The following is a 23,407-nucleotide window of genomic DNA, read 5'->3' as shown; positions in this document are numbered from 1 at the left end:
GGGGTCGGGGCAGGTGTCAGGACCTGGCGCGCAGGCCCTGGAAGGTCGTGGCGACGAGCGCGTCGGCGAGGTCGTCGGCGGACAGGCCGCCGTCCGGGCGGTACCACTCGGTGAGCGAGTTGACGGTGCCGAACAGCAGCCGGCTGGTGACCGCGGGGCCGACGTCGGGACGGACGTCGCCCTCCTCCTCGGCGGCGCGCACGAGGTCGGTGACGATCCGGTCGAACTCGCGGCGGCGTGCCAGCGCCGCCTCCTCGACGGGGGAGTTGCCGCGCACCCGGAGCAGCAGGGTGACGAACGGCAACTGCTCGGTGAGCACGCGGACCGAACCCCGGACGACGTGCTCCAGCCGGTCGATGGCCGGACCGCTGGTGGCGCCCGGCTCCTCGGTGACGGCGAACAACGCGTCCAGCGCGCGGTCCAGCGCCAGCCGCAGCAGCTCGACCTTGCTGGACACGTGGTGGTAGATCGCCGACTTGGTGACGCCGAGCCGGGTGGCGAGCTCGTCCATGCTCGTGGCGTCGTAGCCGCGCTCGTTGAAGACCGCGACCGCGATGTCCAGCAGGGAGTCCAGCGAGTGGCCGGGGCGGCCGCGCCGGGTCCGGGCCGGATCGGCCGTGGACGTCACGCGCGGTCCCGGTTGTCGTAGATCCGCTTGAGCTTGCCCATCGACCGGGCCAGGGTCTCCGGATCCACGACGAGCACCTCGATGCTGGTGCCGATGGTGTCCTTCACCGCCTTCGCGACCTCGGCGGCGGCGCTCGGCCGGCGATCGGCCGGGCAGTCCGGGCGCGCCTCGACCCGGCAGGTCAGGTGGTCCATCCGGCCGCGCGTGGTCAGCTCCAGGGCGAAGTGCGGCGACAGCCCGGCCGTACGGAGGACGATCTCCTCGATCTGGGTCGGGAAGAGGTTCACCCCGCGCAGGATGATCATGTCGTCGGTGCGGCCGGTGATCTTCTCCATCCGGCGCATGCCGGGCCGCGCGGTGCCGGGCAGCAGGCGGGTGAGGTCGCGGGTGCGGTAGCGGATGACCGGCATGGCCTCCTTGGTGAGCGAGGTGAAGACCAGCTCGCCCTGCTCGCCCTCGGGGAGCACCTCGCCGGTGAGCGGGTCGATGACCTCCGGGTAGAAGTGGTCCTCCCAGACGTGGAGGCCGTCCTTGGTCTCCACGCACTCCTGGGCGACGCCGGGGCCCATCACCTCGGACAGTCCGTAGATGTCGACGGCGTGGATGCCGGCGCGCTCCTCCATCTCCCGGCGCATCTGCTCGGTCCACGGCTCGGCGCCGAAGATGCCGATCTCCAGCGAGCTGGCCCTGGGGTCGAGGCCCTGCTTCTCGAACTCGTCGATGACGGTGAGCATGTAGGACGGCGTCACCATGATCACCCGCGGCTGGAAGTCGGTGATCAGCTGGACCTGACGCGGGGTCATGCCGCCGGAGACCGGGATGACCGTGCACCCGAGCTTCTCCGCGCCGTAGTGGGCGCCGAGCCCGCCGGTGAACAGGCCGTAGCCGTAGGCGTTGTGCAGCACGTCACCGGGCCGCCCGCCGGCCGCCCGGATGGAGCGCGCCATGACGGTGGCCCACGTGTCGAGGTCGCGCTGGGTGTAGCCGACGACCGTGGGCCGGCCCGTGGTCCCGGAGGACGCGTGCACCCGCCGGACCTGGTCCTGCGGGACGGCGAACATCCCGAACGGGTAGTTGTCCCGCAGGTCGGCCTTGCTGGTCGTGGGGAACCTCGCCAGGTCGGCGAGCTCCCTGCAGTCGTCGGGGTGCACGCCCGCGGCGTCGAAGGCCTGCCGGTAGTGCGGCACGTTGTCGTAGGCGTGCCGCAGCGTCCACTGCAGACGCTCCAGCTGGAGGGCACGGAGCTCGTCGACGGACAGGCGCTCCGCCGGGTCGAGGAGCGTCTGGTCGGGGGGCGGCCCCAGGTGCCGGGTGCTCTCGCTCGCCGTAGCCGTCATGGCCGGTGCCTCCGTCGTGCAGCGTCGTCGCCGGACGGTCGGCGGAGCGCGAGGCGCCAAATACCGACCGGATGGTCAGGTAATGAACTCCCCACCGGAGGCCCTGTCAAGCCCCCGGGAAGAACTCGCCCCGTGGGCTTGTGCGGCGGCGGCACGTCGTGCAGACTCATTACCGACCATACGGTCAGTAAATGACCGTTCGCCGTCGCACCGAGGGAACGAGATGTCGGCACCCACCCTGGAACGGCCCGCTCCTGACGAGGCCGCGCTGCAGCGGCAGTTCGACGCCACGATCGCCGCCGACCACCGCATCGAGCCGCGCGACTGGATGCCCGAGGGCTACCGCAGGACGCTCATCCGACAGGTCGCCCAGCACGCGCACTCCGAGATCATCGGGATGCAGCCGGAGGGCGACTGGCTGCTGGCCGCGCCCAGCCTGCGGCGCAAGGCGATCCTGCTGGCCAAGGTGCAGGACGAGGCCGGCCACGGCATGTACCTGTACTCCGCCGCCGAGACGCTCGGTGCCGACCGGGCCGACCTCACCGACAAGCTCATCGAGCGCAAGCAGAAGTACAGCTCGATCTTCAACTACCCGACGCTCAGCTACGCCGACGTCGGCGTCATCGGCTGGCTGGTCGACGGCGCGGCGATCTGCAACCAGGTGCCGCTGTGCCGCTCCTCCTACGGGCCCTACGCGCGGGCGATGATCCGCATCTGCAAGGAGGAGTCGTTCCACCAGCGGCAGGGCTACGAGCTGCTGATGACGATGATGCGCGGCACCGACGAGCAGCGGGCGATGGTGCAGGACTCCGTCGACCGCTGGTGGTGGCCCTCGCTGATGATGTTCGGCCCGCCGGACGACGACAGCCCCAACTCCGCGCAGTCGATGGCCTGGGGGATCAAGCGGCACAGCAACGACGAGCTCCGCCAGCGCTTCGTGGACATGAGCGTCCCGCAGGCGGAGTTCCTCGGGGTCACGCTGCCCGACCCGGACCTGACCTGGGACGAGCAGAGCGGCCACTGGCGCTTCGGCGCGATCGACTGGGACGAGTTCAAACGCGTCATCAGCGGCCACGGCCCGGCCAACGACGAGCGGATCGCCCGCCGCCGCGCCGCGCGCGACGACAACGCCTGGGTCACCGAGGCGGCGACGGCGTACGCCCGCAAGCACGACGGCGGCCGACCGGCCGAGGAGCACGCCGGGAGCGCGGCATGAGCCTCACCAGCGAAGGCGGGCACGGCGCGGTCCCCACCGGCGCCGAGATCCCCGTCGAGCCCAGGCCCGCCGCCAGCCGGCGCGACTGGCCCCTGTACGAGGTGTTCGTGCGCGGGAAGCGCGGCCTCAACCACGTGCACGTCGGGTCCCTGCACGCGCCGGACGACGAGATGGCGGTGCACGCCGCCCGCGACGTCTACACCCGGCGCAACGAGGGCGTGAGCATCTGGGTGGTCAAGGCCGCCGACATCACCGCCTCCAGCCCCGACGAGAAGGACCCGCTGTTCGCCCCGAGCGGCGACAAGGTCTACCGCCACCCCACGTTCTACGAGATCCCCGAGGACGTCCCCCACATGTAGGACCCCCTCTCCCCCGCTCCCCTCGTACCTCGGGGAGCGGGGCCCTGAGAGCGGCCGTTCCATCCGAGCGTTCATGAGGTAGGGAGCGTTGCGTTGGCGCACGAGGAGACCGTGTACGAGGCCCTGGACCACGCGCACGGCGGCGAGGGGCACTGGGCGTTCGGCACCGGGTTCGACGAGCCCCTCGCCGGCGTCGACACCACCGTCCCCGACGGCATCGACCCCGCCGACCTCGGCGAGTACTGCCTGGTGCTCGGCGACGACGCCCTGGTGCTCGCCCAGCGGCTGACGCAGTGGATCACCGCCGCGCCGGAGCTCGAGGAGGAGGTGGCGATCGCCAACGTGGCGCTCGACCTGCTCGGCCAGGCCCGGCTGCTGCTGGCTCGTGCCGGCTCGGTGGGCGTGCTGGGCCGGTCCCGGGACAGGGCCACCGAGAGCATCCCCGACGAGGACGCGCTCGCCTACTTCCGGGACCTCGACGAGTTCCGCAACTCCGGTCTGGTCGAGGCCCCCAACGGCGACTTCGCCCGGACGATGGTCCGGCTCCTCGTGGCCGCCACCGTCCGGCTGGCCGTCTTCACCCGCCTCCGCGGTTCCCGCGACCCCGTGCTCGCGGCGATCGCCGCCAAGGGCGTCAACGAGCTGGCCTACCACCGCGACCACGCCGCCCGCTGGGTGCTCCGCCTCGGCGACGGCACCGCGGAGTCGCACCGACGCGCCCAGGCGGCGGCCGACACCGTGTGGCCGCTGCTGGCCGACGTGTTCACCGCCACCGACGTCGAGCGGCGGCTCACGGAGGCCGGCGTCGCCGTCGACCCGGCCGACGTCCGCGAGGAGGTCTCGTCCGTGCTGACGCAGGTGCTCGACCAGGCGACGCTGCGGGTGCCCGCGTGGCCGGCCGACACGGCCCCGCGCGGGCGCGTCGGCGAGCACGGCCCGGAGCTGGCCGAGCTGCTCGGCACGCTGCAGGGGCTGGCCCGGCAGCACCCGGCGGCGACGTGGTGAGCGCCGTGCCCCTCGAGCCGGCCACCACGACCGACGCCCGGGCCATCGCCGAGACCGTCACCGACCCCGAGCTGCCGATGCTCACCCTCGCCGACCTCGGCGTGCTGCGGGACGTGCGGACCGAGGACGACGGCACGGTGGTCGTCGACATCACGCCCACCTACTCCGGCTGCCCGGCGATGGGCGTCATGCGCGCCGACCTCCTGCACGCCCTCCACCGCGCGGGCTTCCCCCGGGTCGACGTCCGCACGGTGCTCTCCCCCGCGTGGAGCACCGACTGGATCAGCGAGGAGGGCCGGCGGAAGCTCGCCGCCGGCGGCATCGCCCCTCCGGGCAGGGCGCCGGTCCGCCCTGCGGGCCCGGTGCCGCTGCAGCTCGGCCCGACCCGCCGCACCGCCACCTGCCCGCAGTGCGGCTCGCCCGACACCGAGGAGCTCAGCGAGTTCAGCGCGACCGCCTGCAAGGCCCTCCGCCGCTGCCGCAGCTGCCGCGAGCCGTTCGAGCACGTCAAGGAGATCTGACCCGTGACCACCGCCGAGGCCCCGGCAGTCCCCGCCCGACGCCGGCCGCAGTTCCACCCGTTGAGGGTCGCCCGCGTGGAGCAGCTGACCGACGACGCGGTCGCCGTCACCTTCGACGTCCCGCCGGAGCTGGCCGAGGACTACGCGTTCAAGCCCGGTCAGGCCCTCACCCTGCGCCGGGTGGACGGCGACCGCGACGAGCGGCGGTCCTACTCCATCTGCGCGCCGGTCGGTGCCGCGCCCCGGGTGGGCGTGCGCGAGGTGCCCGGCGGCTTCTTCTCCTCCTACCTCGTGCACGAGGTGCGGCCGGGCGACGAGATCGAGGTGCTCCCGCCGTCGGGCACCTTCACCGCCGACCTCTCCGTCCCGGCCGACCACGTCTTCGTCGTCGCCGGCTCCGGCATCACCCCGGCGCTCTCGCTGGCCGCCAGCGTGCTGCGCGACGGGCGGTCGACCGTCACCGTCTTCTACGGCAACCGGCGCACCAACACCGTCATGTTCGCCGACGAGCTCGCCGACCTGAAGGACCGCTACGGCACCCGGCTGCAGCTGGTGCACGTGCTGTCCCGCGAGCCGCGGGACGCCGAGCTGACCAGCGGCCGGCTCGACCGCGGCCGGCTGCACGCGCTGATCGACGCGTTCGTCGACGTCGAGCACGTCGACCACTGGTGGCTGTGCGGCCCGCACGGGATGGTCGGCGACGCCCGCGACCTCCTGGCCGAACTGGGTGTGCCGACCGACAAGGTGCACCAGGAGCTCTTCTACGTCGACGACGTCCCACCGCAGCCCGTCCGCGGCGACGACCAGACCGTCGAGGGCCCGAGCAGCCAGGTCACCGTCGTCCTCGACGGCCGGTCGACCACGCTGGCCCTGCCCAAGGACGAGACCGTGCTGGACTCCGCCCAACGGGTCCGCTCGGACCTGCCGTTCGCGTGCAAGGGCGGGGTCTGCGGCACGTGCCGGGCGCGGGTCACCGACGGGGAGGTGGAGATGCGGCGGAACTACGCCCTCGAGCCGAAGGAGGTCGAGGCCGGTTACGTGCTGACCTGCCAGTCGGTGCCCGTGTCCGACGCCGTCACCGTGGACTTCGACGCCTGACCCGATGGTCCTGGCCGAGACCGAGCGGCTGCTGCGTGCAGCGCGGACCGGGCCGCTGGTCGAGCGGTTGCCGGACCCCCTGGCTCCGTCCGCGCACCCCTCCGCCACCGAGGGGAGACAGGAGGGCACCGCCGCCTCCCGGGGGGAGCGGCCGGCCCGCTGGGTGCCCGCGTGATCCCCGTCCCCGTCGGGGCGGTCGCCGAGCTGGACGTGGTGGTGACGCCGGAGATGACCGTCCGGTTCGACGAGCTCGGACCGGTGCACCCCGTGTACGCGACCTACTCGATGGCCAAGCACTTCGAGGAGGCCGGCCGGAAGCTGCTGCTCCGCCACCTCCAGCCGGGCGAGGCCGGCATCGGGCGGTCGGTGTCGGTCGAGCACCTCGGTCCGAGCTGGGTCGGCGACGCCATCCGGGTGACGGCCCGCTGCGTGGCGGTGCGGGGGAACCGGCTCACCTGCGAGTGCAGCGCCGTCGACGCCGACGGCCGCGAGCTGGGGCGGGGGACGACCGTCCAGGCCGTCCTCCCGCAGGAGGTGCTGGAGGCCCGCATCGGGGAGGGCGCGCGTGAGCGCGTCCGTCGAGCCGGACCGGGTGACGCCCGGCGCCGCACGGACTGACCGCCCCGTCGACTCCACAGCCGGGGTGCTGCGGTGCTCCAGCTGTCAGCGCAGGGCTGCGCCCGAGGAAGGCGGCGAGGCGGGCGTGCGCGTCGGTCCCCGGGTACGCGTTCGGCAGCTGCTGCGCTCGGGTGCAGGCTGCTCCGCGGCCGGGCACCCGCACACCGTTGTGCCCACCGCCACACTCCGATACCTTGGCGCCGTCAGATTACTGACCTTTCGGTCAGTAACAGCCCGGTCGCACCCCTGGGGTCCCGATGTCGGCTCGAACGGACACCGCACCGCACACCCGTCAGCGGATGAGCTCCGAGGAACGCAAGGTCCTCGCAGGCACCCTCGCCGGCACCACCATCGAGTGGTACGACTTCTTCATCTACGCCCAGGCGGCCGGCCTGGTGCTGGCGCCGCTGTTCCTCGCGCCGGTGAGCGAGGACTCGCCCGGGCTCGCCACGGTCATCTCGCTCGCGACCATCGGGATCAGCTTCCTGTTCCGCCCCCTGGGCGCCATCGTCGCAGGGCGCTTCGGCGACCGGCTGGGCCGCAAGAAGATGCTCGTCTTCACCCTCGTGCTGATGGGTGCCGCGACCGCCCTGATCGGCCTGCTCCCGACCTACGAGCAGATCGGCGTCGCCGCGCCGGCCCTGCTCGTCCTCCTGCGGGTCCTGCAGGGCTTCTCGGCGGGCGGGGAGTGGGGCGGTGCGGCGCTGATGTCCGTCGAGCACGCACCGGTCGGCCGCCGTGGGTTCTTCGGCGCGTACCCGCAGATCGGCGTGCCGATCGGGATGATCCTCGCGACGGGCGTGCTGTGGGTCCTGAGCACCGTGACGACGCCGGAGCAGTTCCAGTCGTGGGGCTGGCGGATCCCGTTCCTCCTCTCGGTCGTCCTGATCGTCATCGGCTACCTCATCCGGCGCGCCGTCGAGGAGAGCCCCGTCTTCAAGGAGATGCGGCTGCGGCGGAAGGAGTCCTCGGCACCGCTGCGCGACCTCTTCCGGAGCAACACCAAGGAGGTCGTCCTCACCGCGCTGATCTTCGTGGCGAACAACGCCGCGGGTTACCTGCTCATCGCGTTCTTCATCGCCTACGCCACCGGCGCCCTGGAGATGCCGCGCGAGTCGGTGCTCCTGGCGACCACGCTGGCCTCGTTCGGCTGGCTGGTCTTCACCATGTACGGCGGCGCCCTCTCCGACCGCATCGGCCGGGTGCGCACCTTCCAGATCGGCTACGCACTGGTGTTCGTCTGGATGATCCCGCTGTTCCTGCTGATCGACTCCCGCAACATCTGGCTGTACGGGTTCGCACTGTTCCTGCTGACCATCGGGCTGGGTCTCTCCTACGGGCCGATGTCGGCCATGTACGCGGAGATGTTCCCCGTCGCGGTCCGCTACTCCGGCGTGTCCATCGGCTACGCGCTCGGCGCGATCCTGGGCGGCGCCTTCGCCCCGATGATCGCCCAGCTCCTCCTGGAGTCGACCGGGTGGTCGGGGTCGGTCGGCCTCTACATCATGGCCCTGTGCCTCGTCTCCTTCGCGGCGGTGACCGTCGCCGGCGAGACCAGGGGGAACGACCTCCGGGTCGCCGAGGCCCACGACCAGTACCTGCGCGAGCACCCCGAGGCGGCGGACGAGCTGGGCCGCCGGACCTGACGCCCGCCGCCCGGCCCGGTCAGCCCCGCGCGGCCACCTCGTCGGCCCCCCGCAGCCCGGCGGCGGCGAGCGCGGCGGGCAGCCCGTCGTCGTGGCGCCGAAACCGGGTGATGACGCCGTCGGCCACGAGGAACCCCGACGCGACGGCGGCCCGGCCCCGCTCGTCGCCCGTCGCGGGGTCGGCCCAGGTGGCGTCCTGCTCGACGACGACCGCACCCCCGGCGCCGCAGAACCAGCGCAGCGGGCGGGCGGTGAACCCCGCCCGGGCCATCCACGGGCCGAGCACCTCGCGACCGCGCACGCTGCCCCGCGGCCCGACCACCTCGAGGTCCGGCGCGCACAGCGCCATGGCGGCCACGGCGTCGGCGCGGTCCACCGCGTGCAGCCAGGCCTCGACGACCGCCAGCTGTCCGGTCACGACCGCGACCGTAGCCGCCGGGCGCATGGAGTGCTCCCCGCGAGGGCACATCCGGACCCCGACCGCAGCCGACCCCGGGAGGACCCCGTGACGACCACCCGCACCCGCCGCTGGCGCCTGGCCGCCGCCGGCATCGCGATCGCCGCGACCTCGTTCACCACCGCCGCGTGTGGCTCGGACACCGTGGACGACGGCGTCGAGCGCGAGGTCGAGGACGCCGGCAACGAGGTCGAGGAGGAGGTCGAGGGCGGCGACCAGGACGGCGACGGCTGACCCGCCCGCCGCGTGACCGTGCGGTGCGCGGGGTACGCGGCCGCCCGTGAGCACCGACGCGACCACCACCTCGGCCAGCCGCGCGCAGCGGCTCGACCGGCTGCCCTTCACCCGCGAGCACGGCCGGCTCGTGGTGGGCTCCGGGCTGGGCTGGGCGCTGGACGCCATGGACGTCGGCCTCATCTCCTTCGTAATGGCCGCGCTCGCCGTCCAGTGGTCGCTCACCCCCACCGAGCTGTCCTGGATCGGCTCGATCGGCTTCGTCGGGATGGCGCTGGGCGCCACGCTCGGCGGGCTGCTGGCCGACCGGATCGGCCGGCGGCAGGTCTTCGCGCTCACCCTGCTGGTCTTCGGCGTGGCCACCGGCGCCGCCGCACTCGCCTGGTCGGTGGCCTCGCTGCTGGTCTTCCGGTTCCTCATCGGCCTGGGGCTGGGCGCCGAGCTGCCGGTCGCCTCCACCCTGGTCAGCGAGTACGCACCCGCCCGGGTGCGCGGCCGGGTCGTCGTGCTGCTCGAGGCGTTCTGGGCGGTCGGCTGGCTGCTGGCGGCGCTGATCGGCTACCTCGTCGTCCCGGGCAGTGACGCGGGCTGGCGGTGGGCGCTGGCGCTGGGCGCCGCCCCCGCCCTGTACGCGGTCGTGGTGCGCCGCGGGCTGCCGGAGTCGGTGCGCTTCCTCGAGCTGCGCGGCCGGACCGACGAGGCCGAGGCCGCGGTGCGCCGCTTCGAGTCGGCGGCCGGCGTGGCGCCGGTGCCGTCGGCCCCGGCTCGGCCGGTGCCGGCCGCCCGACCGGGTGAGCTGTGGGCACCGGGCTCCCGTCGGCGGACGGCGGCGCTGTGGACGGTCTGGTTCGGCATCAACTTCGCCTACTACGGGGCGTTCATCTGGCTGCCCACGCTACTGGTCGCCTCGGGCTTCTCGCTGGTCCGCTCGTTCGGCTTCACGATGCTCATCACGCTGGCCCAGCTGCCCGGCTACGCCGCCGCGGCGGTCCTCATCGAGCGGTGGGGCCGCCGGCCGACGCTGGTGGTCTTCCTGCTGGGCTCCGCCGTCGGCGCCGGGCTGTTCGCGCTGGCCGCCGGCGACACCGCAGTCCTGGTCACCGGCATGGCGCTGTCCTTCTTCAACCTCGGCGCCTGGGGCGCGGTCTACGCCGTGACGCCGGAGGTCTACCCCACCGCGCTGCGTGCCACCGGTGCCGGCGCGGCTGCCGGCTTCGGCCGGATCGCCTCGATCGTCGCGCCGCTGTGCGTGCCGCCGCTGCTCGCCGCCGGCGGCAACGGCCTGGTGTTCGGCACCTTCGCCGCCTTCTTCGTGCTCGCCGCGCTGGCCGGCTGGGCGCTGCCCGAGCGCCGCGGCGAGTCGCTGGATACCCCTGTCCCCTGACTCCTCCGCGGTGATCGCGACACCCGGTCGCCGACGATCGATGCACCCAGGAGTGCAAAGGACTATTTGCAAACAGATCTCTGCACCCCTAGCCTCGGGAGGGTGACCGAGCAGACCCCGCCGACCCCGGCCGTCGACGTCCGTGACCCGCGGGTCCTCCGCGCCGTCGCCCACCCGCTGCGCGCGGCCCTGCTGGGCCTGCTGCGCGCCGAGGGGCCCTCGACCGCCTCGAAGCTGGGGCAGCGGCTCGGCGAGAGCAGCGGCAGCACCAGCTACCACCTGCGCCAACTGGCCGGGTTCGGTCTCGTCGAGGAGGTGCCCGGGGAGGGCACCGGCCGCGAGCGGTGGTGGCGCGCCCTGCACCGCAGCACCCGCTGGAACACCGAGGACGTCGTCGGCCGGCCCGGCGGGCGCGAGGTGGTCGAGGAGCTGACCCACCAGAACCTGGCGACGCAGCGCCGACTGCTGGCCGCGCACGCGGCGCAGCGGGAGCAGCTCGACGAGGCCTGGCGGGACGCGACCTCGCTCAACGACTGGGCGCTGCACCTCTCCCCCGCCGGGGCCCGGGCGCTGGTCGACGAGCTCAACGACGTCCTGGAGCGGTGGCGCGCCGGGCGGGAGGAGCCCGGCCAGCCGCTGGTGCAGGTGCTGGTCGACGTGTTCCGGCTCGTGGAGCACCCGTCGTGACCGGCGTCCGCTCCGCCACCCGCCGCTACGTCGGGCTGACCGCGCTGCACTGGCTGCCGGTCGGGCTCGGTGCGCCGGTGACCGTGCTGCTGGCCTCGGCCCGGGGCCTGTCCCCCGCCGACATCGGGGTCGTCGTCGCCGTCTACTCGGTCGTCGTCCTGCTCCTCGAGCTGCCCACGGGCGGGCTGGCCGACGCCCTCGGCCACCGGCCGGTCCTGGTGCTCGCCGGGCTGATGACCACCGCCGGGCTGCTGCTCCTGGCCGTCGCCGACAGCACTGCGCTCTTCGCCCTGGCCTGGGCGCTCAAGGGCGTCGGGCGGGCGCTGGACTCCGGGCCGCTGGAGGCCTGGTACGTCGACGCCGTCCACGCCGCAGACACCGACGCCGACGTGACCCCGGGCCTGTCGCGGGCGGGCGCCGCGGACGGGGCGGGCCTGTGCCTGGGCGCGGTGCTCGGCGGGCTGCTGCCGCTGCTCGCCGACGGCGCCGGCGACGCGGTGCTGGTCCTCCCGGTGCTGCTGGCCGCGGCGCTGTCGCTGGTCTCGGTCGCGGCCGTCGCCGTCCTCGTCGTCCCCGTGGGCACGCCCCGCGGCTCGGGTCTTCCCGCGCTGGGCGCCGGCGTCCGCGCCGTGCCCGCCGCCGTCCGCGACACCGCGCGGCTGGTGTCGCGCGACCGCCTGCTGCGACGGGTGCTCGCCGTCTCGCTGCTGGTCGGGGCCGTGCTGACCACGCTCGAGCTGCTCGGCCCGCTGCACGTCGCCGACCTCACCGGCAGCCGCACCGAGGGGGCCGCCGTCTTCGGCGTGGTCATGGCCGTCTCCTACGCCGCGGCGGGGCTCGGTGCCCTGCTGGCGCCGGCCGTCCGACGGCTGGCCCGCGGCTCGGTGGCGGGCGCCACCAGCGGGCTGGCGGTGCTCGGCGCGCTCGCCGTCGCGACGGTGGCGGTCGCGGGACCGCTCGCCCTGGGCGGGCTGTTCGCCGTCTACCACGTGGCGAACGCGGCGGCCTGGCCGCTGTGGAAGCAGGTGCTGCACGGGCAGGTGGCCGCGGGCCAGCGCGCCACCACGCTGTCGGCGTCGTCGCTGGCCCTGCAGGTCGGCGCCCTCGGCGGCAGCCTGCTGGTGCCCCGGCTGGCGGAGGTCGCGGGCACCGGCGCCGGCTTCCTCGCCGCCGCCGCGGCGCTGCTGGCGGTGGGGCTGGTGTCCGTCGGGCTGCGCCCGCGGCACTCCACGGCGCCGGGCCCGGGTACACCGGCCGCGGCGGGGGTAGCGCCGGGGCATGGCTGAACCGACCAGCAACCACCTGAAGGGCCTGAGGGTCGCCGTCACCGGCGCCAGCGGGAACGTGGGGACGGCGCTGCTGCGCCGGCTCACCGCACCCGGCAGCGGCGTGGCCGAGGTGCGGGGGCTGGTCCGGCGGCAGCCGCCCTCGATCGCGCCCTACGACGGCGTCCGGTGGCACCTCGCCGACCTCGGCGAGACCCGCAGCGAGCACGAGCTCACCCGGTTCCTCGACGGCGTCGACGCCGTCGTCCACCTGGCGTGGGCGCTGCAGCCGGGCCGGCAGCCCGAGCGGCTGCACCGGGTCAACGTGGACGGCACCCGACGGCTGGCGCGCGCCGCGGCCGGCGCGGGCGTGCAGCACTTCGTGCACCTGTCCTCGCTCGGCGCCTACGCCCCCGGCGGCGGCGACCGGGAGGTCGCCGAGGACTGGCCGGTCACCGGCATCCCCAGCGCCCAGTACAGCCGCGACAAGTCGCAGGCCGAACTCGTCGTCCGCGAGCAGCTCGGCTCCCGCGAGGGGACGACGCTGACCGTGGTGCGCCCGACCCTGGTGCTGCAGCCGGAGGCCAGCAGCGAGATCGGCCGCTACTTCCTGGGGCCGCTGCTGTTCGGCGCCGCCCGCCTGCTGCCCGGCTCGGTGGCCAGGCTGCTGCCGCTGCCGCTGCCCTCGCTGCGGGTGCAGGTCGTGCACGCCGACGACGTCGCCGACGCGCTGGTCGCGATGCTGGACCGCCGCGCCCCCGGGCCGTTCAACCTCGCCGCCGAGCCGACCTTCGACGCCGACTCGCTCGCCCGCACGCTGGGCGCGGTGCGGGTGCCGGTGCCGGCGGTCGCGGTGCGGGCGGCGCTGTCGGCCGCCTTCCACGCCCGCCTCGTGCCCACCGAGCCCGGCTGGCTCGACATCGCCCTGCAGGCGCCGGCGCTGGACAGCTCCCGCGCCCGCCGGCTGCTGGAGTGGTCCCCGAAGCACCCCGGGGACGAGGTGCTGCGGCAGTTCGTCGCCGCGCTCGGCCGCGGCGAGGGCGCGCCGGGCGCGCTGCTGCGCCCGGCCGGCGGCCCCGAGCGCGACCCCGCCGACGACCCGGCCAACGTGCCCGGGCCGCGCTGACCGAGCACCGTGCCGGTCGACTTCTCCGCCCCCGCCGACCGCGACGGCTGCGCCGGCCGGGAGGCCGGCACCTCGTGGCGGGAGGCGGTGCGGTCGGTGCTCCCCGGACCCCCTCGCCGGCGCGGGTGCCGGCGGCGAGGGGGTCCGTCGAGCGGAGGACGGGGTCCTGCCACGGTGGGGTGAGGGGGTCCTCCCTCAGCCGCGCGGCATGCCGGCGTCGCGCAGCAGCCCGCCGCCGATGATCACCCGCTGCACCTCGCTGGTGCCCTCGTAGAGCCGGTAGAGCCGGGCGTCGCGGTAGAAGCGCTCGACGGGCGTCGTCCGCAGGTAGCCCAGGCCCCCGTGCACCTGCACCGCGCGGTCGACGGCCCGGCCGACCATCTCGGTGCAGAAGAGCTTCGCCGACGACGGCCCGATGGAGGTGTCCTCGCCGGTGTCGTAGCGGGCGGCGACGTCGCGGACCATGGCCCGCCCGGCCAGCAGCTCGGCGTGCGTGTCGGCGATGAGCGCCTGCACCAGCTGGAACCGGCCGACCGGGGCGCCCCCCTGCTTCGCCGTCGCGGCGTAGGCCACCGACTCGTTCAGCACCCGCTGCGCCATCCCGACGCAGAGCGCGGCGATGTGCAGCCGGCCGCGGGAGAGCACGGTGAGCGCCTTGGCGTAGCCGCGGCCCTCCTCGCCGATCAGCGCGTCGGCGGGCACGCGGGCGTCGTCGAGGAAGACCTCGGCCGTCCAGGCGCCGGCCTGGCCCATCTTGCGGTCCTTGGGGCCGACGGTGACCCCGGGCGTCCTGGCGTCGACGACGAAGCTGGAGATGCCCCGCCCGCCCCTCTCGGCCGGGTCGCTGCGGGCGAAGACGACGAACAGGTCGGCGATCGGCGCGTTGGTGATGTAGCGCTTGGCCCCGGTGAGCACCCAGCCGTCGCCGTCCCGCCGGGCGGTGGTGCGCAGCCCCGCGGGGTCCGAGCCCGCCTCGGCCTCGGTCAGGGCGAAGGAGCCGATCAGCTCACCCGAGGCCAGCCGCGGCAGGTACGTCTTCTTCTGCTCGTCGCTGCCGAACTTCGCGATCACCTGACCGGCGATGCCGTTGTTCGTGCCGAACAGCGAGCGGAACGCCGGGGTGGTGTAGCCGAACTCGAAGGCCAGCTCGACGTCCTCGGCCATCGTGACGCCCAGGCCGCCGTGCTCCTCGGGCAACGCGTAGCCGAACAGGCCCATCTCGGCGGCCTGCGCGCGCAGCTCGTCGGGGATGCGGTCCTCGTCCTCGATGCGTTCCTCGAGCGGGATGACGACCTCCCGCACGAGCTGCCGGACGGCGTCCCTGACCTGGCGGAAGTCCTCGGCGTCCACGCCGCCATGGTGCCGCGCGTCCCGGCCGGCTGCCGCAGCGGGGCCGCCGGGGACACGCCAGCGCGCTGCGCAGTCACCCAGGCACGGTGGGTTGTGGGCGAGGGTGCGCGGCACTACCGTTCGGAAGGACCGCCCGAAACCGTCGGCGGTGCAGCACCCCTGGTCGGAGTCCCCGTGCCGCACCTGCAGATCGCTGTGGTCCCCGCTCCGGACCAGGTCGTCGTCCGGCTGACCGGCGACGTGGACGTCCCGGCCGCCGCGCGGCTCACGCGGGCCCTGCAGGAGGCCGCCGTCGTCGGACGCGGGGCGGTCGTCGTGGACGTCGCCGGGGCCTGCTTCCGTGACTGCTCCGGCCTGTGGGCGCTGGCCGTCTTCTCCGACGAGCTCGTGCCCGCCGGCCGCTCCTGCCGGGTCGTGGGCGCGCCCGCAGCCACCCGCCGGCTGGTCCGCTCCGCAGGGCTCGGCGACCGGCTCGAGCTCGACGGGCCCGTGGACGAGGTCGACCCGCGTCCCGCCGTCCCCCTGCCCACGCCGCGCCCGTCGCCCCCGGCGCGCCGCGCGGGTCTGCCGTACCAGGCACGACCCGCGCGGCGCGCCGAGGACCGGCCGCTGCGACGGCAGGTCCGCCCGGGGACGTTGCGCCGCTGGCGCTGATGGAGGACCCCGTCCTCCCCACCCCTCGCAGGCTCAGGGCGGGGCCGGCGGGACGGGGTCGGCGGGACGCTGCAGGGGGCCTCAGGCCAGGGTGCCCAGGCGGGCCATGTCCTCGTCGGAGAGGCGCACCTGGGCCGCGCCCAGGTTCTCCGCCAGGTGCTCGAGGGACTTGGTGCCGGGGATCGGCAGGACGACCGGCGACGTGTGCAGCAGCCAGGCCAGCGCCACCTGGGACGGCGTGGCGTCGAGCTCCCGGGCGATGTCGGCGACCGGGCTGTCCGGCGCGGCCAGGTCACCGGTCGCGATCGGGAACCACGGGATGAAGGCGATGCCGTGCTCGGTGGCGTGGTCGAGGACGTCCTGCGACTGCCGGTTGGTCAGGTTGTAGAGGTTCTGCACGCTCACGACGTCGACGATCTGGCGGGCCTGCTCGAGCTCGGCCACGGAGACCTCGGACACCCCGATGTGGCGGACCTTGCCCTCGTCCTGCAGCTCCTTGAAGGCACCGAGCTGGTCGGCCAGCGGCACCTCGGCGTCGATGCGGTGCAGCTGGATGAGGTCGATGCGCTCCAGCCGCAGCGTGCGGAGCGACAGCTCCACCTGCTGCTTGAGGTAGGCCGGACGGCCGACCGGGGTCCAGATGCCCGGGCCCTGCCGGGTCAGGCAGGCCTTGGTCGCGATGACCAGGTTCTCCGGGTACGGGTGCAGCGCCTCGGCGATGAGCCGCTCGCTGACCACCGGGCCGTAGGAGTCGGCGGTGTCGATGAGGTCCACGCCCTGCTCGACGGCGGCGCGCAGGACGCGGCGGGCGTTCTCCGGGTCGGCCGGCTCGCCCCACACGCCGGGGCCGGGCAGCTGCATGGCGCCGTAGCCGAGGCGGTGGACGGGCAGGTCCCCGCCGATCGAGAAGGTGTCGGTGGGCGCGACCGTGGTCATGCTGCCTCCAGGGGGTCGACCCGCGGCCGGGTGCCACGGGGATCTCTGTGCGCGGCAGCACCCGCACCGGGCGTTGCTCTTCCAGGATGTGACCGCCGACACACAGCTAGGAGGGCCCATGGGCGAGATCGTGGTGCTGCGGCACGGGCAGACCGAGTGGAGCCTCAGCGGCCAGCACACCAGCGTCACCGACCTGCCGCTGCTGCCCGAGGGCGAGGAGCAGGCCCGCCGGCTGCGCGGCGAGTTCGGGGACCGCAGGTTCGCGGCCGTGTGGGTGAGCCCCCGGCTGCGGGCGCGACGGACCGCCGAGCTGGCCGGACTCACGCCCACCGCCACCGACGAGGACCTCGTGGAGCTCGACTACGGCGGCTACGAGGGCCGGACGACGGTGGAGATCAGCGAGGAGATGGGCCGCACCTGGTCGGTGTGGGTCGACGGCACCATCCCCGGGGACACCCCCGGCGAGACGTTGCAGGACGTCGGCGTGCGGGTGGACCGGGTGCTCGACCGCGCCCGGCCGCTGCTCGAGGACGGCGACGTCATGCTCGTCGCGCACGGCCACGTGCTCCGCATCCTCTCGGCCCGCTGGCTGGGGCTGGACCCCCGGGCGGGGGCACTGCTCGCGCTACCGGCCGGCTCCTACGGGGTCCTCGGGCACGAGCACGCCCGGCAGGTGCTCACCGGCTGGGGCCTGCACTGACCCGTGCCATCGGCGGGGGGACGGGGCGGCCGAACAGCCAGCCCTGACCCAGGTCGGCGCCGAGCCGGGTCACCTCGTCGGCGATCCGCTCGGTCTCCACGCCCTCGGCGACGACCTGGGCACCCAGGGTGTGCGCGAGCTCGACGACCGAGCGGACCATGGTGCGCGCGCCGTCGTCGGGCAGCGCCTGCACCAGCGGCCGGCCCAGCTTGACGACGTCCGGCCGGACGGTGGCCATCAGCGAACGGCTCGACCAGCCCGCCGCGACGTCGTCCAGCGCGACCCGCCAGCCCCGCGAGCGGTGGTGCTCGAGCACCGACAGCAGGTGCCCGCGGTCCCGGACGGCGGAGACCTCGCCGACCTCGACGACCAGCCGGGACGGGTCGATGCCGGCGTCCTCCAGCGCCTGCACGGTGCCGGCCAGCTCCACCTGCGGCCGGTGCACCGACGCCGGGTCCGAGTTGACGAACAGGTCGGCGTCCCCGAGCCAGGACGCCGCCCCGGCGATCGCCGACTCGCGGCCGATCCGGTCCAGCCGGGGCAGCCAGTCGGCGCACTCGGCGACGAAGAAGAGGTCCTCAGCCCCGACCTCCTGACCGTCGACCGTCCCGCGCAGCAGCGCCTCCTGCGCGACCACGGCGCGGTCGGCCAACCGGACGATCGGCTGGTACACCGACCACAGCTCGGCCTCGGCCAGCAGGCCGATCTCCGCGGTGACCCCGCGGCGGGCCAGCTCGACGGCGAGCGTGGGGGCGGTGAGCAGCCGCGCGGCCAGGGCCGCTCCGCCGTCCGGCGGGTCGGTGGCCACCCGCAGGTCCTCGGCCTCCGCCGTCGTCAGCTCGCGGGCCAGCCGACGGAACAGCCGGTCGACGCCGCGGCCGCCGTCCTCGTCGTCGAGGTCGAGCAGGTCCGGGGACGACGACACCCCCAGCCCCAGCGCCCGCGCCGTGCGGGCCACCTCGGAGAGCAGGTGTGCATCGGGGGTCGCCAGCAGGACCCGGATGGCCCGCCCGGGGAGGTGCCAGTACTCCCGGCGCCGGAGTCGTCCGTCGGTGCTCGCCACCGCACGAGGATGACCGAGGCGTGCAACCGGACCCGAGAGGCGCGCGGTCGGTCATCGTAGTGCAAGGGCACTAAATGCGGCGACATGCAGCCCGAGACCTGTCGTCGTCGCTCACTTGAATGTCTAAGGTCAACTCATGGTGGTTCTGCACGAGGCCGGGCCGGTGCGCTCCTCGCGGGGCGGGCGTCCCCGGGACCCGAGCCGGGACGGCGTCATCCGGGCGGCCATCCTGCGTCTCCTGGCGGAGGTCGGGTACAGCGCGCTGACGATGGACGCCGTGGCCGCGGAGGCCGGCGTCGGCAAGGCGACGATCTACCGGCGATGGCGCACCAAGCACGACCTGGTGGTGGACACGCTCTCGGACATCAACCGCGCGATCGCGGTCCCGCCGGACACCGGCTCGGTGGAGAGCGACGCACGAGCGCTCATGGACCTGGTCGTCACGACCGTGCAGAGCCCGGCGGGTGCAGCGATCCGCTCGCTGCTCCCGGCGATGCAGTACCAGCCGACCCTGGTCGAGGCCTTCCGCAACGGCCCGCTGGCCGTGTGGCGCAACGCGTTCGCCGCTATGTGGGCCCGGGCCGAGGCGCGCGGCGAGGTCCGCGCCGGCATGAGCGGGACGGTGACGGCCGAGGCCATGAGCGCGCTGATCGTCCAGCGCTGGCTGCTGACCGGCGAGCCCCTGGACGCTGCCTACGTCGACGAGGTCTTCGAGACCGTCGTCCGGCCGCTGCTCCGCAACGCCCGCCCGGCCGGCTGACTCACCAGCCGAGCGTCCCCGGCTCCCCCTTGAACGGGCCGACGACCTCGTCGGTGATCCAGCCGCCGTAGAAGTCGCCGGCCTGTGCCCGCACGGTCTCGCCGTCGACCACCGCGCGGTCGACCCGGCTCGGGTAGAAGGCGATCGCTCCGCGCAGGGCGCCGTAGCGCTCGACCGGGTCCTCGTAGGACCAGGCCACGCCCGGGTACCGCCGTCCGTCGACGACGGCGTCCCAGTAGGTGGCCGCGCCCTTCCACTCGCACCACGAGCTGCCGGCAGCGTGCTGGAGGACGCCCTCGGCGACGTCCTCGCGCGGGACGTAGTAGACCGGCGGGTGGCTGGTCTCGCAGACGCGCACCGCGCGGTCGGTGCTCGCCACCACCCGGCCGCCGAGCTCGACGACGACCCGCCGCCCGGTCACCTCGGCCGAGGGCGGGCGCGGGTAGTCCCAGACCGACTCCTGCCCCGGACCCACGGGGTCGGGGCGCGGGGAACGCACGTCAGTCGTTCCGGTGCCGGACCCTCTGGACCACGACGAGGGTCATGAGCAGGCCGACCGCGCCGACCGCCGCCATGCCCACCGGTGTCTGCAGGAACTGCTGGACGGCGGCCTGCCCCTGCGCCTTCAGTCGCTGCGGGCTGCTCCGGTAGACCAGCTGGTCCAGGGTCGCCGCGAGCGACTCGCGGGCGGCGTCGATCTCCAGCTGGATCTGTCGAGGGTCGCGAGGCACGGCCGACAGCCTGCCAGACCGCGCCGCTCGGGGCGCGCCCGTCGGCCGGAGGCCACCCGCACGGGCGGCTCCGCGAACCCGCTGGCCCCGCTCCCTATGCTCGGGGGTCACGCGGGAGTGGTGTAACGGCAGCCACGCCAGACTTAGGATCTGGTGCCTTCGGGCGTGGGGGTTCGACTCCCCCCTCCCGCACGGTCGCGGCTCCCCAGCCGAGCGCGACCCGGAGCTCGACCGCCGTGGACGCACGGGCGGGGTCGTCGTCCACCACGGCCAGCAGGTGCGCCGCACCGTCGCGGACGGCGCGCGGGGCCAACCCCTCCACCACGGCCACGCGCCCCGCCGGCTCGCCGTCCACCCCGCGGGGCAGGCCACCTCGACGTCGGGCTCGAAGCGCGTGGCCCCGGCCGCCTCGCTGCACCGGTCGCGCCCCTCCACGGCCGGCTCGGGACGACCGGCCGGTCGGGACGTGTCCGGCCGCCGACACACCACCGTTGCAGCGCCTGCACGAGGGGTGAGGGCGCGTCGTTTCGAGAGCAGGATCACAGGATCGCATCAGCGCAGCTCAGCGGCTTGCTGAGCGTGAGCGATCCCGGACGGGCAGCGACAGGAACCCGTAGCCTGATGGGGCAGGCCCGTCGCGCACCGATGCCCGGCCCGGCCGCCCTCCCCCTGCACCGTCCATCGACCCCGTCGGAGCTCATGACCTCCCCGCGCCCCGAGACGACCGACCGAACCGAGAAGATCGAGGACAAGGACACAGACAAGGACCAGCCGAAGGGCCTCCAGCTGAGCGCCACCCAGGTCGCCGCCGGTGCCCTGGCCTCGGTCTCGTCGGCCGTGGTGGCCTCCTTCTTCGGTCTCGCCGGCACCCTGATCGGCGCCGCGCTGGCCAGCGTGATCAGCACCGTCAGCGCCGCCCTCTACAGCAGCTCCCTGCAGAAGACGAACGAGAAGCTGCGCACCGCCCGCAGCCAGCTCACCGGGCGCCAGTCGCCGGTCGCAGACACCAAGGTGGCCCCGGCCGCACCTGCGACTCCCGCGACCCAGGTGCTGCCCGCGCACCTCGACCCGCGCCGCGCCCCGGCCCGGCGTCCCCGGCCCCGGTGGACGAGGGTGGCCGTCTACGCCGCCGCCGTCTTCGTCGTGGCCATGGGCGTCATCACCGGCATCGAGCTGATCGGGCAGAAGCCGGTGTCCGCGCTCGTCGGCGGCACGCAGACGTCGCAGGAGACGACGATCGGTGCGATCACCAACGCGTCGTCGTCCTCCGACGTGCAGCAGGAGGAGGAGCCGTCGTCGCCGTCCTCCCCCACCACCGCGCCGGCGACCGGGACGAGCGCACCGACCACCGGCTCCGACGAGGAGTCGACGTCGTCGGACGAGGACGAGGACGAGACGTCCGACAGCGACGAGACCGGGTCGGCCACGCCGACGCGGACCTCGGAGGCGCGGCCGACCACGAGCAGCGAGCCGACGGGCTCGTCGCGGGGCTCGTCCGAGCAGGACTCCTCCCAGGGCTCGTCCTCGGGGGACGACACCTCGCCAGCGGCCGAGGCCGAGCCGACCCCCTGACCCGACGCGGAGACGCCCGCGGTCCCGGTGAGCACCGGGCCGCGGGCGTCTCCGCGTTCAGGCGCGGACGGCGACCGTCGCGTCGAACCAGGCCTCCAGCGGCTCGGCCGCCATCGGCCGGCACACGTAGTAGCCCTGCGCCACGTCGCAGCCCATCGCACCCAGGCTGTCGCAGGTCGCCTCGTCCTCGACACCCTCGGCGACGGTGGTCAGACCGAGGTTGTGCCCGAGCTCGACCACCGAGCGCACGATGAGCGCGTTGCTCGGCTCGGCCGCCATCCGCGCGACGAACGAGCGGTCGATCTTGAGCTGGTGGACCGGGAGGTCCTTCAGCTGCGCCAGGGACGTGTAGCCCGCGCCGAAGTCGTCGATGGAGAGCGTGACGCCGCAGTCGGCCAGCCGGGTGAGGATCCGCCGGGCCCGGTCGGGGTCGGCGGTGATCGCGCTCTCGGTGACCTCCAGCTCCAGGCTGGACGCCGGCACCCGGCGGCGCGCCAGCAGCTCCTGCACCTCCTCCACGAAGTGCTCGTCGAGGAGGTTGCGCGCCGAGACGTTGACCGCCACGGTCAGCACCCGGCCGGCGTCCCGCCACCGGGCGCACTGCTCGAGCGCGGCGTCGAGCACGTACCGGGTCAGCGGCCGGATCAGCGGCGTGCGCTCGGCGAGCGGGATGAAGTCGGCGGGCGGGACCAGACCGCGCTGCGGGTGCTCCCAGCGCACCAGCGCCTCGACACCGCACACCTCGGCACCGGGCAGCGCGACCTTCGGCTGGAAGTGCAGGACCAGCTCCCCGGTGTCGATCGCCCGGCGCAGCTGGCCCAGCAGGCCCAGCCGCTCGGGGCTGTGGTCGTTGAGCGAGACGTCGTAGACGCAGACCCCCGAACCGAGGTCCTTGGCCGAGTACATCGCGATGTCGGCGTTCTGCAGCAGCGACTCGACGTCGTCCCCGTGCACGCCGGACAGCGCGATGCCGATGCTGGCGTCGACGTCCAGCGAGACGCCGTCGACCTCGATCGGCGCCTCCATCGCGACCAGCGCCCGGTCGGCCAGCTGCCGTGCCGACTCCTCGTCGTCGACGCTGGGCAGCAGGATGGCGAACTCGTCGCCGCCGAGCCGGGCCACCGTGTCGCTGCCGCGGACCGTGGCCCGCAGCCGGTCGGCCACCGCCTGCAGGACGACGTCGCCGTAGGCGTGGCCGAGGGTGTCGTTGATCTCCTTGAACCGGTCGAGGTCGATGAGCACCAGCCCCACCGCGCCGGCGCCGGGTCCGGTCAGCGCGTCGTCGGCACGCCGGCGCAACAGGGTGCGGTTGGGCAGGCCGGTCAGCGCGTCGTGCAGCGCCTGCTGACGGTTGCGCTCGGCCTGCGCGACGGTCTCCCGCCGGCTGCGGGTGAGGACCAGCGTGAACCAGGTGACGAGGGCCAACCCGACGCCGAACAGGACCGGCGTGGCGACCACCAGCACCTGCTGGACGTCGCCGACGAACGCCAGCGCCTCGTCGGCCGCGGCCCAGTGCCGCTGCGCCTCCGCCTGGATCTGGTCCTCGAGCGCGTCGAAGTGCGGGTCGACGTAGGTGTCCTCGAACTCCTCGGCCCTGCCGCGGTTCCCCGCTGCGGTGTCCAGGAGCACCCGGACCGCGTCCTCGTACCGGGCGTGCAGCCGCAGCCACTCCTCGACCGGGTCGTCGTGGTCATCGCCTCCGACGGAGCCCATCGCCTCGATGGCCCTGCGGGTGGCCGCGCTGCTCTCCTCGTACTCGGCGCGCAGCTCGGCGTCCGGCGCGACCGCGAGCCGGTCGACCAGCTCCTCCTGCAGCTCCAGCGAGCGCTCGGCCCGCTGTGACCACGTGGAGACCGCGACGCTCTCCTCGACGTCCGCCGAGGCCCGGGCGTTCGTCACGGCGGCGGTCACCGAGAAGGCGGTGAGCACCAGCAGGACGGCGACCAGACCGGCGGTCGCCGTGTGGGTCGACGACCGCGGGCCGCGCCACGTCCCGGTCGCGGACGGGCGCCGGGCGCGCGCACGGCCGGGCCAGCGGTTGCGGTGCATGATCCCCTCGT

General features: G+C 74.5%; 25 protein-coding genes and 1 tRNA gene. 17 read left to right on the top strand and 9 right to left on the bottom strand.

Going from position 1 to position 23,407, the window contains the following annotated elements:
* Positions 1 to 16 precede the first annotated feature (16 nt).
* Both BLS21_RS07495 and paaK read right to left on the bottom strand, forming a co-directional pair.
* Positions 17 to 628 (bottom strand): TetR/AcrR family transcriptional regulator, encoded by a 612-nt coding sequence (locus BLS21_RS07495; protein ID WP_091215894.1) that lies wholly within the window; start codon positions 626 to 628, stop codon positions 17 to 19.
* Complete coding sequence (gene paaK / locus BLS21_RS07490; protein ID WP_091215891.1) at positions 625 to 1,965, bottom strand: phenylacetate--CoA ligase PaaK; 1,341 nt, start codon at positions 1,963 to 1,965, stop codon at positions 625 to 627. The genes BLS21_RS07495 and paaK overlap by 4 nt, the downstream gene beginning before the upstream one ends.
* Before the next feature lie 223 nt (positions 1,966 to 2,188).
* Between paaK and paaA the strand changes: the two genes are divergently transcribed.
* The 7 genes from paaA to BLS21_RS07455 all read left to right on the top strand — a co-directional run bounded on the left by paaA (position 2,189) and on the right by BLS21_RS07455 (position 8,428).
* Positions 2,189 to 3,181 carry a 1,2-phenylacetyl-CoA epoxidase subunit PaaA gene (paaA, locus tag BLS21_RS07485; RefSeq protein WP_091215889.1) on the top strand — a complete coding sequence of 331 codons (993 nt, stop codon included), beginning with the start codon at positions 2,189 to 2,191 and terminating at the stop codon, positions 3,179 to 3,181.
* Positions 3,178 to 3,540 carry a 1,2-phenylacetyl-CoA epoxidase subunit PaaB gene (gene paaB / locus BLS21_RS07480; protein WP_091215887.1) on the top strand — a complete coding sequence of 121 codons (363 nt, stop codon included), beginning with the start codon at positions 3,178 to 3,180 and terminating at the stop codon, positions 3,538 to 3,540. Before paaA ends, paaB begins: the two co-directional genes overlap by 4 nt.
* Positions 3,541 to 3,651: 111 nt before the next feature.
* Entirely contained in the window at positions 3,652 to 4,545 is an 894-nt protein-coding gene (gene paaC, locus BLS21_RS07475) for a 1,2-phenylacetyl-CoA epoxidase subunit PaaC (RefSeq protein WP_245700146.1), read from the top strand.
* 5 nt (positions 4,546 to 4,550) lie between these two features.
* Positions 4,551 to 5,066, top strand: a complete 516-nt coding sequence (paaD, locus tag BLS21_RS07470) for a 1,2-phenylacetyl-CoA epoxidase subunit PaaD (RefSeq protein WP_245700143.1) — start codon at positions 4,551 to 4,553, stop codon at positions 5,064 to 5,066.
* Positions 5,067 to 5,069: 3 nt separating this feature from the next.
* Complete coding sequence (gene paaE / locus BLS21_RS07465) at positions 5,070 to 6,164, top strand: 1,2-phenylacetyl-CoA epoxidase subunit PaaE (RefSeq protein WP_091215877.1); 1,095 nt, start codon at positions 5,070 to 5,072, stop codon at positions 6,162 to 6,164.
* A 171-nt stretch (positions 6,165 to 6,335) separates the two neighbouring features.
* Positions 6,336 to 6,782 carry a thioesterase family protein gene (locus BLS21_RS07460; RefSeq protein ID WP_091215874.1) on the top strand — a complete coding sequence of 149 codons (447 nt, stop codon included), beginning with the start codon at positions 6,336 to 6,338 and terminating at the stop codon, positions 6,780 to 6,782.
* 299 nt (positions 6,783 to 7,081) lie between these two features.
* Positions 7,082 to 8,428, top strand: coding sequence for an MFS transporter (locus BLS21_RS07455; protein ID WP_245700140.1), 1,347 nt, complete (start codon positions 7,082 to 7,084; stop codon positions 8,426 to 8,428).
* A 19-nt stretch (positions 8,429 to 8,447) separates the two neighbouring features.
* Here the strand turns inward: BLS21_RS07455 and BLS21_RS07450 are convergent, their stop codons facing one another.
* Entirely contained in the window at positions 8,448 to 8,846 is a 399-nt protein-coding gene (locus BLS21_RS07450; protein WP_175479478.1) for a nuclear transport factor 2 family protein, read from the bottom strand.
* An 87-nt stretch (positions 8,847 to 8,933) separates the two neighbouring features.
* Between BLS21_RS07450 and BLS21_RS07445 the strand changes: the two genes are divergently transcribed.
* The 5 genes from BLS21_RS07445 to BLS21_RS07425 all read left to right on the top strand — a co-directional run bounded on the left by BLS21_RS07445 (position 8,934) and on the right by BLS21_RS07425 (position 13,581).
* Positions 8,934 to 9,119 carry a hypothetical protein gene (locus tag BLS21_RS07445; protein WP_091215865.1) on the top strand — a complete coding sequence of 62 codons (186 nt, stop codon included), beginning with the start codon at positions 8,934 to 8,936 and terminating at the stop codon, positions 9,117 to 9,119.
* A gap of 46 nt (positions 9,120 to 9,165) precedes the next feature.
* Positions 9,166 to 10,503, top strand: a complete 1,338-nt coding sequence (locus BLS21_RS07440) for an MFS transporter (protein WP_091215863.1) — start codon at positions 9,166 to 9,168, stop codon at positions 10,501 to 10,503.
* 102 nt (positions 10,504 to 10,605) lie between these two features.
* Positions 10,606 to 11,190, top strand: a complete 585-nt coding sequence (locus tag BLS21_RS07435; protein ID WP_175479477.1) for a winged helix-turn-helix domain-containing protein — start codon at positions 10,606 to 10,608, stop codon at positions 11,188 to 11,190.
* Positions 11,187 to 12,476 carry an MFS transporter gene (locus BLS21_RS07430; protein WP_175479476.1) on the top strand — a complete coding sequence of 430 codons (1,290 nt, stop codon included), beginning with the start codon at positions 11,187 to 11,189 and terminating at the stop codon, positions 12,474 to 12,476. Before BLS21_RS07435 ends, BLS21_RS07430 begins: the two co-directional genes overlap by 4 nt.
* A complete protein-coding gene (locus tag BLS21_RS07425) occupies positions 12,469 to 13,581 on the top strand; it encodes an NAD-dependent epimerase/dehydratase family protein (protein ID WP_091215855.1) in 1,113 nt (370 codons plus the stop codon). Before BLS21_RS07430 ends, BLS21_RS07425 begins: the two co-directional genes overlap by 8 nt.
* 195 nt (positions 13,582 to 13,776) lie before the next feature.
* Here the strand turns inward: BLS21_RS07425 and BLS21_RS07420 are convergent, their stop codons facing one another.
* Positions 13,777 to 14,931: an acyl-CoA dehydrogenase family protein gene (locus BLS21_RS07420; RefSeq protein WP_091215852.1), complete on the bottom strand. Its 1,155-nt coding sequence runs from the start codon at positions 14,929 to 14,931 to the stop codon at positions 13,777 to 13,779.
* A gap of 174 nt (positions 14,932 to 15,105) precedes the next feature.
* Here BLS21_RS07420 and BLS21_RS07415 point away from each other — a divergent pair, with 174 nt between their 5' ends.
* The gene (locus BLS21_RS07415) at positions 15,106 to 15,585 is read left to right on the top strand and encodes an STAS domain-containing protein (protein WP_175479475.1); all 480 of its coding nucleotides are present in this window, start codon (positions 15,106 to 15,108) and stop codon (positions 15,583 to 15,585) included.
* 81 nt (positions 15,586 to 15,666) lie between these two features.
* Here BLS21_RS07415 and BLS21_RS07410 read toward each other — a convergent pair whose 3' ends face one another.
* A complete protein-coding gene (locus BLS21_RS07410; protein WP_091215845.1) occupies positions 15,667 to 16,521 on the bottom strand; it encodes an aldo/keto reductase in 855 nt (284 codons plus the stop codon).
* Positions 16,522 to 16,639: 118 nt separating this feature from the next.
* On the opposite strand from BLS21_RS07410, the gene BLS21_RS07405 reads away from it, so the two are divergent.
* A complete protein-coding gene (locus tag BLS21_RS07405; protein WP_091215843.1) occupies positions 16,640 to 17,221 on the top strand; it encodes a histidine phosphatase family protein in 582 nt (193 codons plus the stop codon).
* On the opposite strand, the gene BLS21_RS07400 is transcribed toward BLS21_RS07405, so the two are convergent.
* The gene (locus tag BLS21_RS07400; RefSeq protein WP_091215841.1) at positions 17,199 to 18,284 is read right to left on the bottom strand and encodes an EAL domain-containing protein; all 1,086 of its coding nucleotides are present in this window, start codon (positions 18,282 to 18,284) and stop codon (positions 17,199 to 17,201) included. The genes BLS21_RS07405 and BLS21_RS07400 overlap by 23 nt on opposite strands.
* Positions 18,285 to 18,420: 136 nt before the next feature.
* Between BLS21_RS07400 and BLS21_RS07395 the strand changes: the two genes are divergently transcribed.
* On the top strand, positions 18,421 to 19,044 hold the full coding sequence (locus BLS21_RS07395) for a TetR/AcrR family transcriptional regulator (protein ID WP_091215837.1): 624 nt from the start codon (positions 18,421 to 18,423) through the stop codon (positions 19,042 to 19,044).
* A gap of 1 nt (position 19,045) precedes the next feature.
* On the opposite strand, the gene BLS21_RS07390 is transcribed toward BLS21_RS07395, so the two are convergent.
* Together BLS21_RS07390 and BLS21_RS07385 are read right to left on the bottom strand one after the other, a co-directional pair.
* Positions 19,046 to 19,543, bottom strand: coding sequence for a DUF427 domain-containing protein (locus BLS21_RS07390; protein ID WP_091215834.1), 498 nt, complete (start codon positions 19,541 to 19,543; stop codon positions 19,046 to 19,048).
* A gap of 1 nt (position 19,544) precedes the next feature.
* Positions 19,545 to 19,775, bottom strand: coding sequence for a DUF3618 domain-containing protein (locus BLS21_RS07385; protein WP_091215831.1), 231 nt, complete (start codon positions 19,773 to 19,775; stop codon positions 19,545 to 19,547).
* A gap of 111 nt (positions 19,776 to 19,886) precedes the next feature.
* Between BLS21_RS07385 and BLS21_RS07380 the strand changes: the two genes are divergently transcribed.
* Both BLS21_RS07380 and BLS21_RS07375 read left to right on the top strand, forming a co-directional pair.
* Positions 19,887 to 19,967 (top strand) — tRNA-Leu (locus BLS21_RS07380).
* 507 nt (positions 19,968 to 20,474) lie between these two features.
* Positions 20,475 to 21,347 carry a hypothetical protein gene (locus BLS21_RS07375; protein WP_091215828.1) on the top strand — a complete coding sequence of 291 codons (873 nt, stop codon included), beginning with the start codon at positions 20,475 to 20,477 and terminating at the stop codon, positions 21,345 to 21,347.
* Positions 21,348 to 21,404: 57 nt separating this feature from the next.
* Here the strand turns inward: BLS21_RS07375 and BLS21_RS07370 are convergent, their stop codons facing one another.
* Positions 21,405 to 23,396, bottom strand: coding sequence for a putative bifunctional diguanylate cyclase/phosphodiesterase (locus tag BLS21_RS07370; RefSeq protein WP_091215825.1), 1,992 nt, complete (start codon positions 23,394 to 23,396; stop codon positions 21,405 to 21,407).
* Between the last annotated feature and the right edge of the window lie 11 nt (positions 23,397 to 23,407).

Origin of the sequence: Geodermatophilus siccatus, assembly GCF_900103785.1 — a bacterium.
Lineage (GTDB): Bacteria > Actinomycetota > Actinomycetes > Mycobacteriales > Geodermatophilaceae > Geodermatophilus > Geodermatophilus siccatus.
The sequence above is the reverse complement of the archived record's forward strand: the minus strand, read 5'-3'. Positions and strand labels throughout refer to the sequence as shown.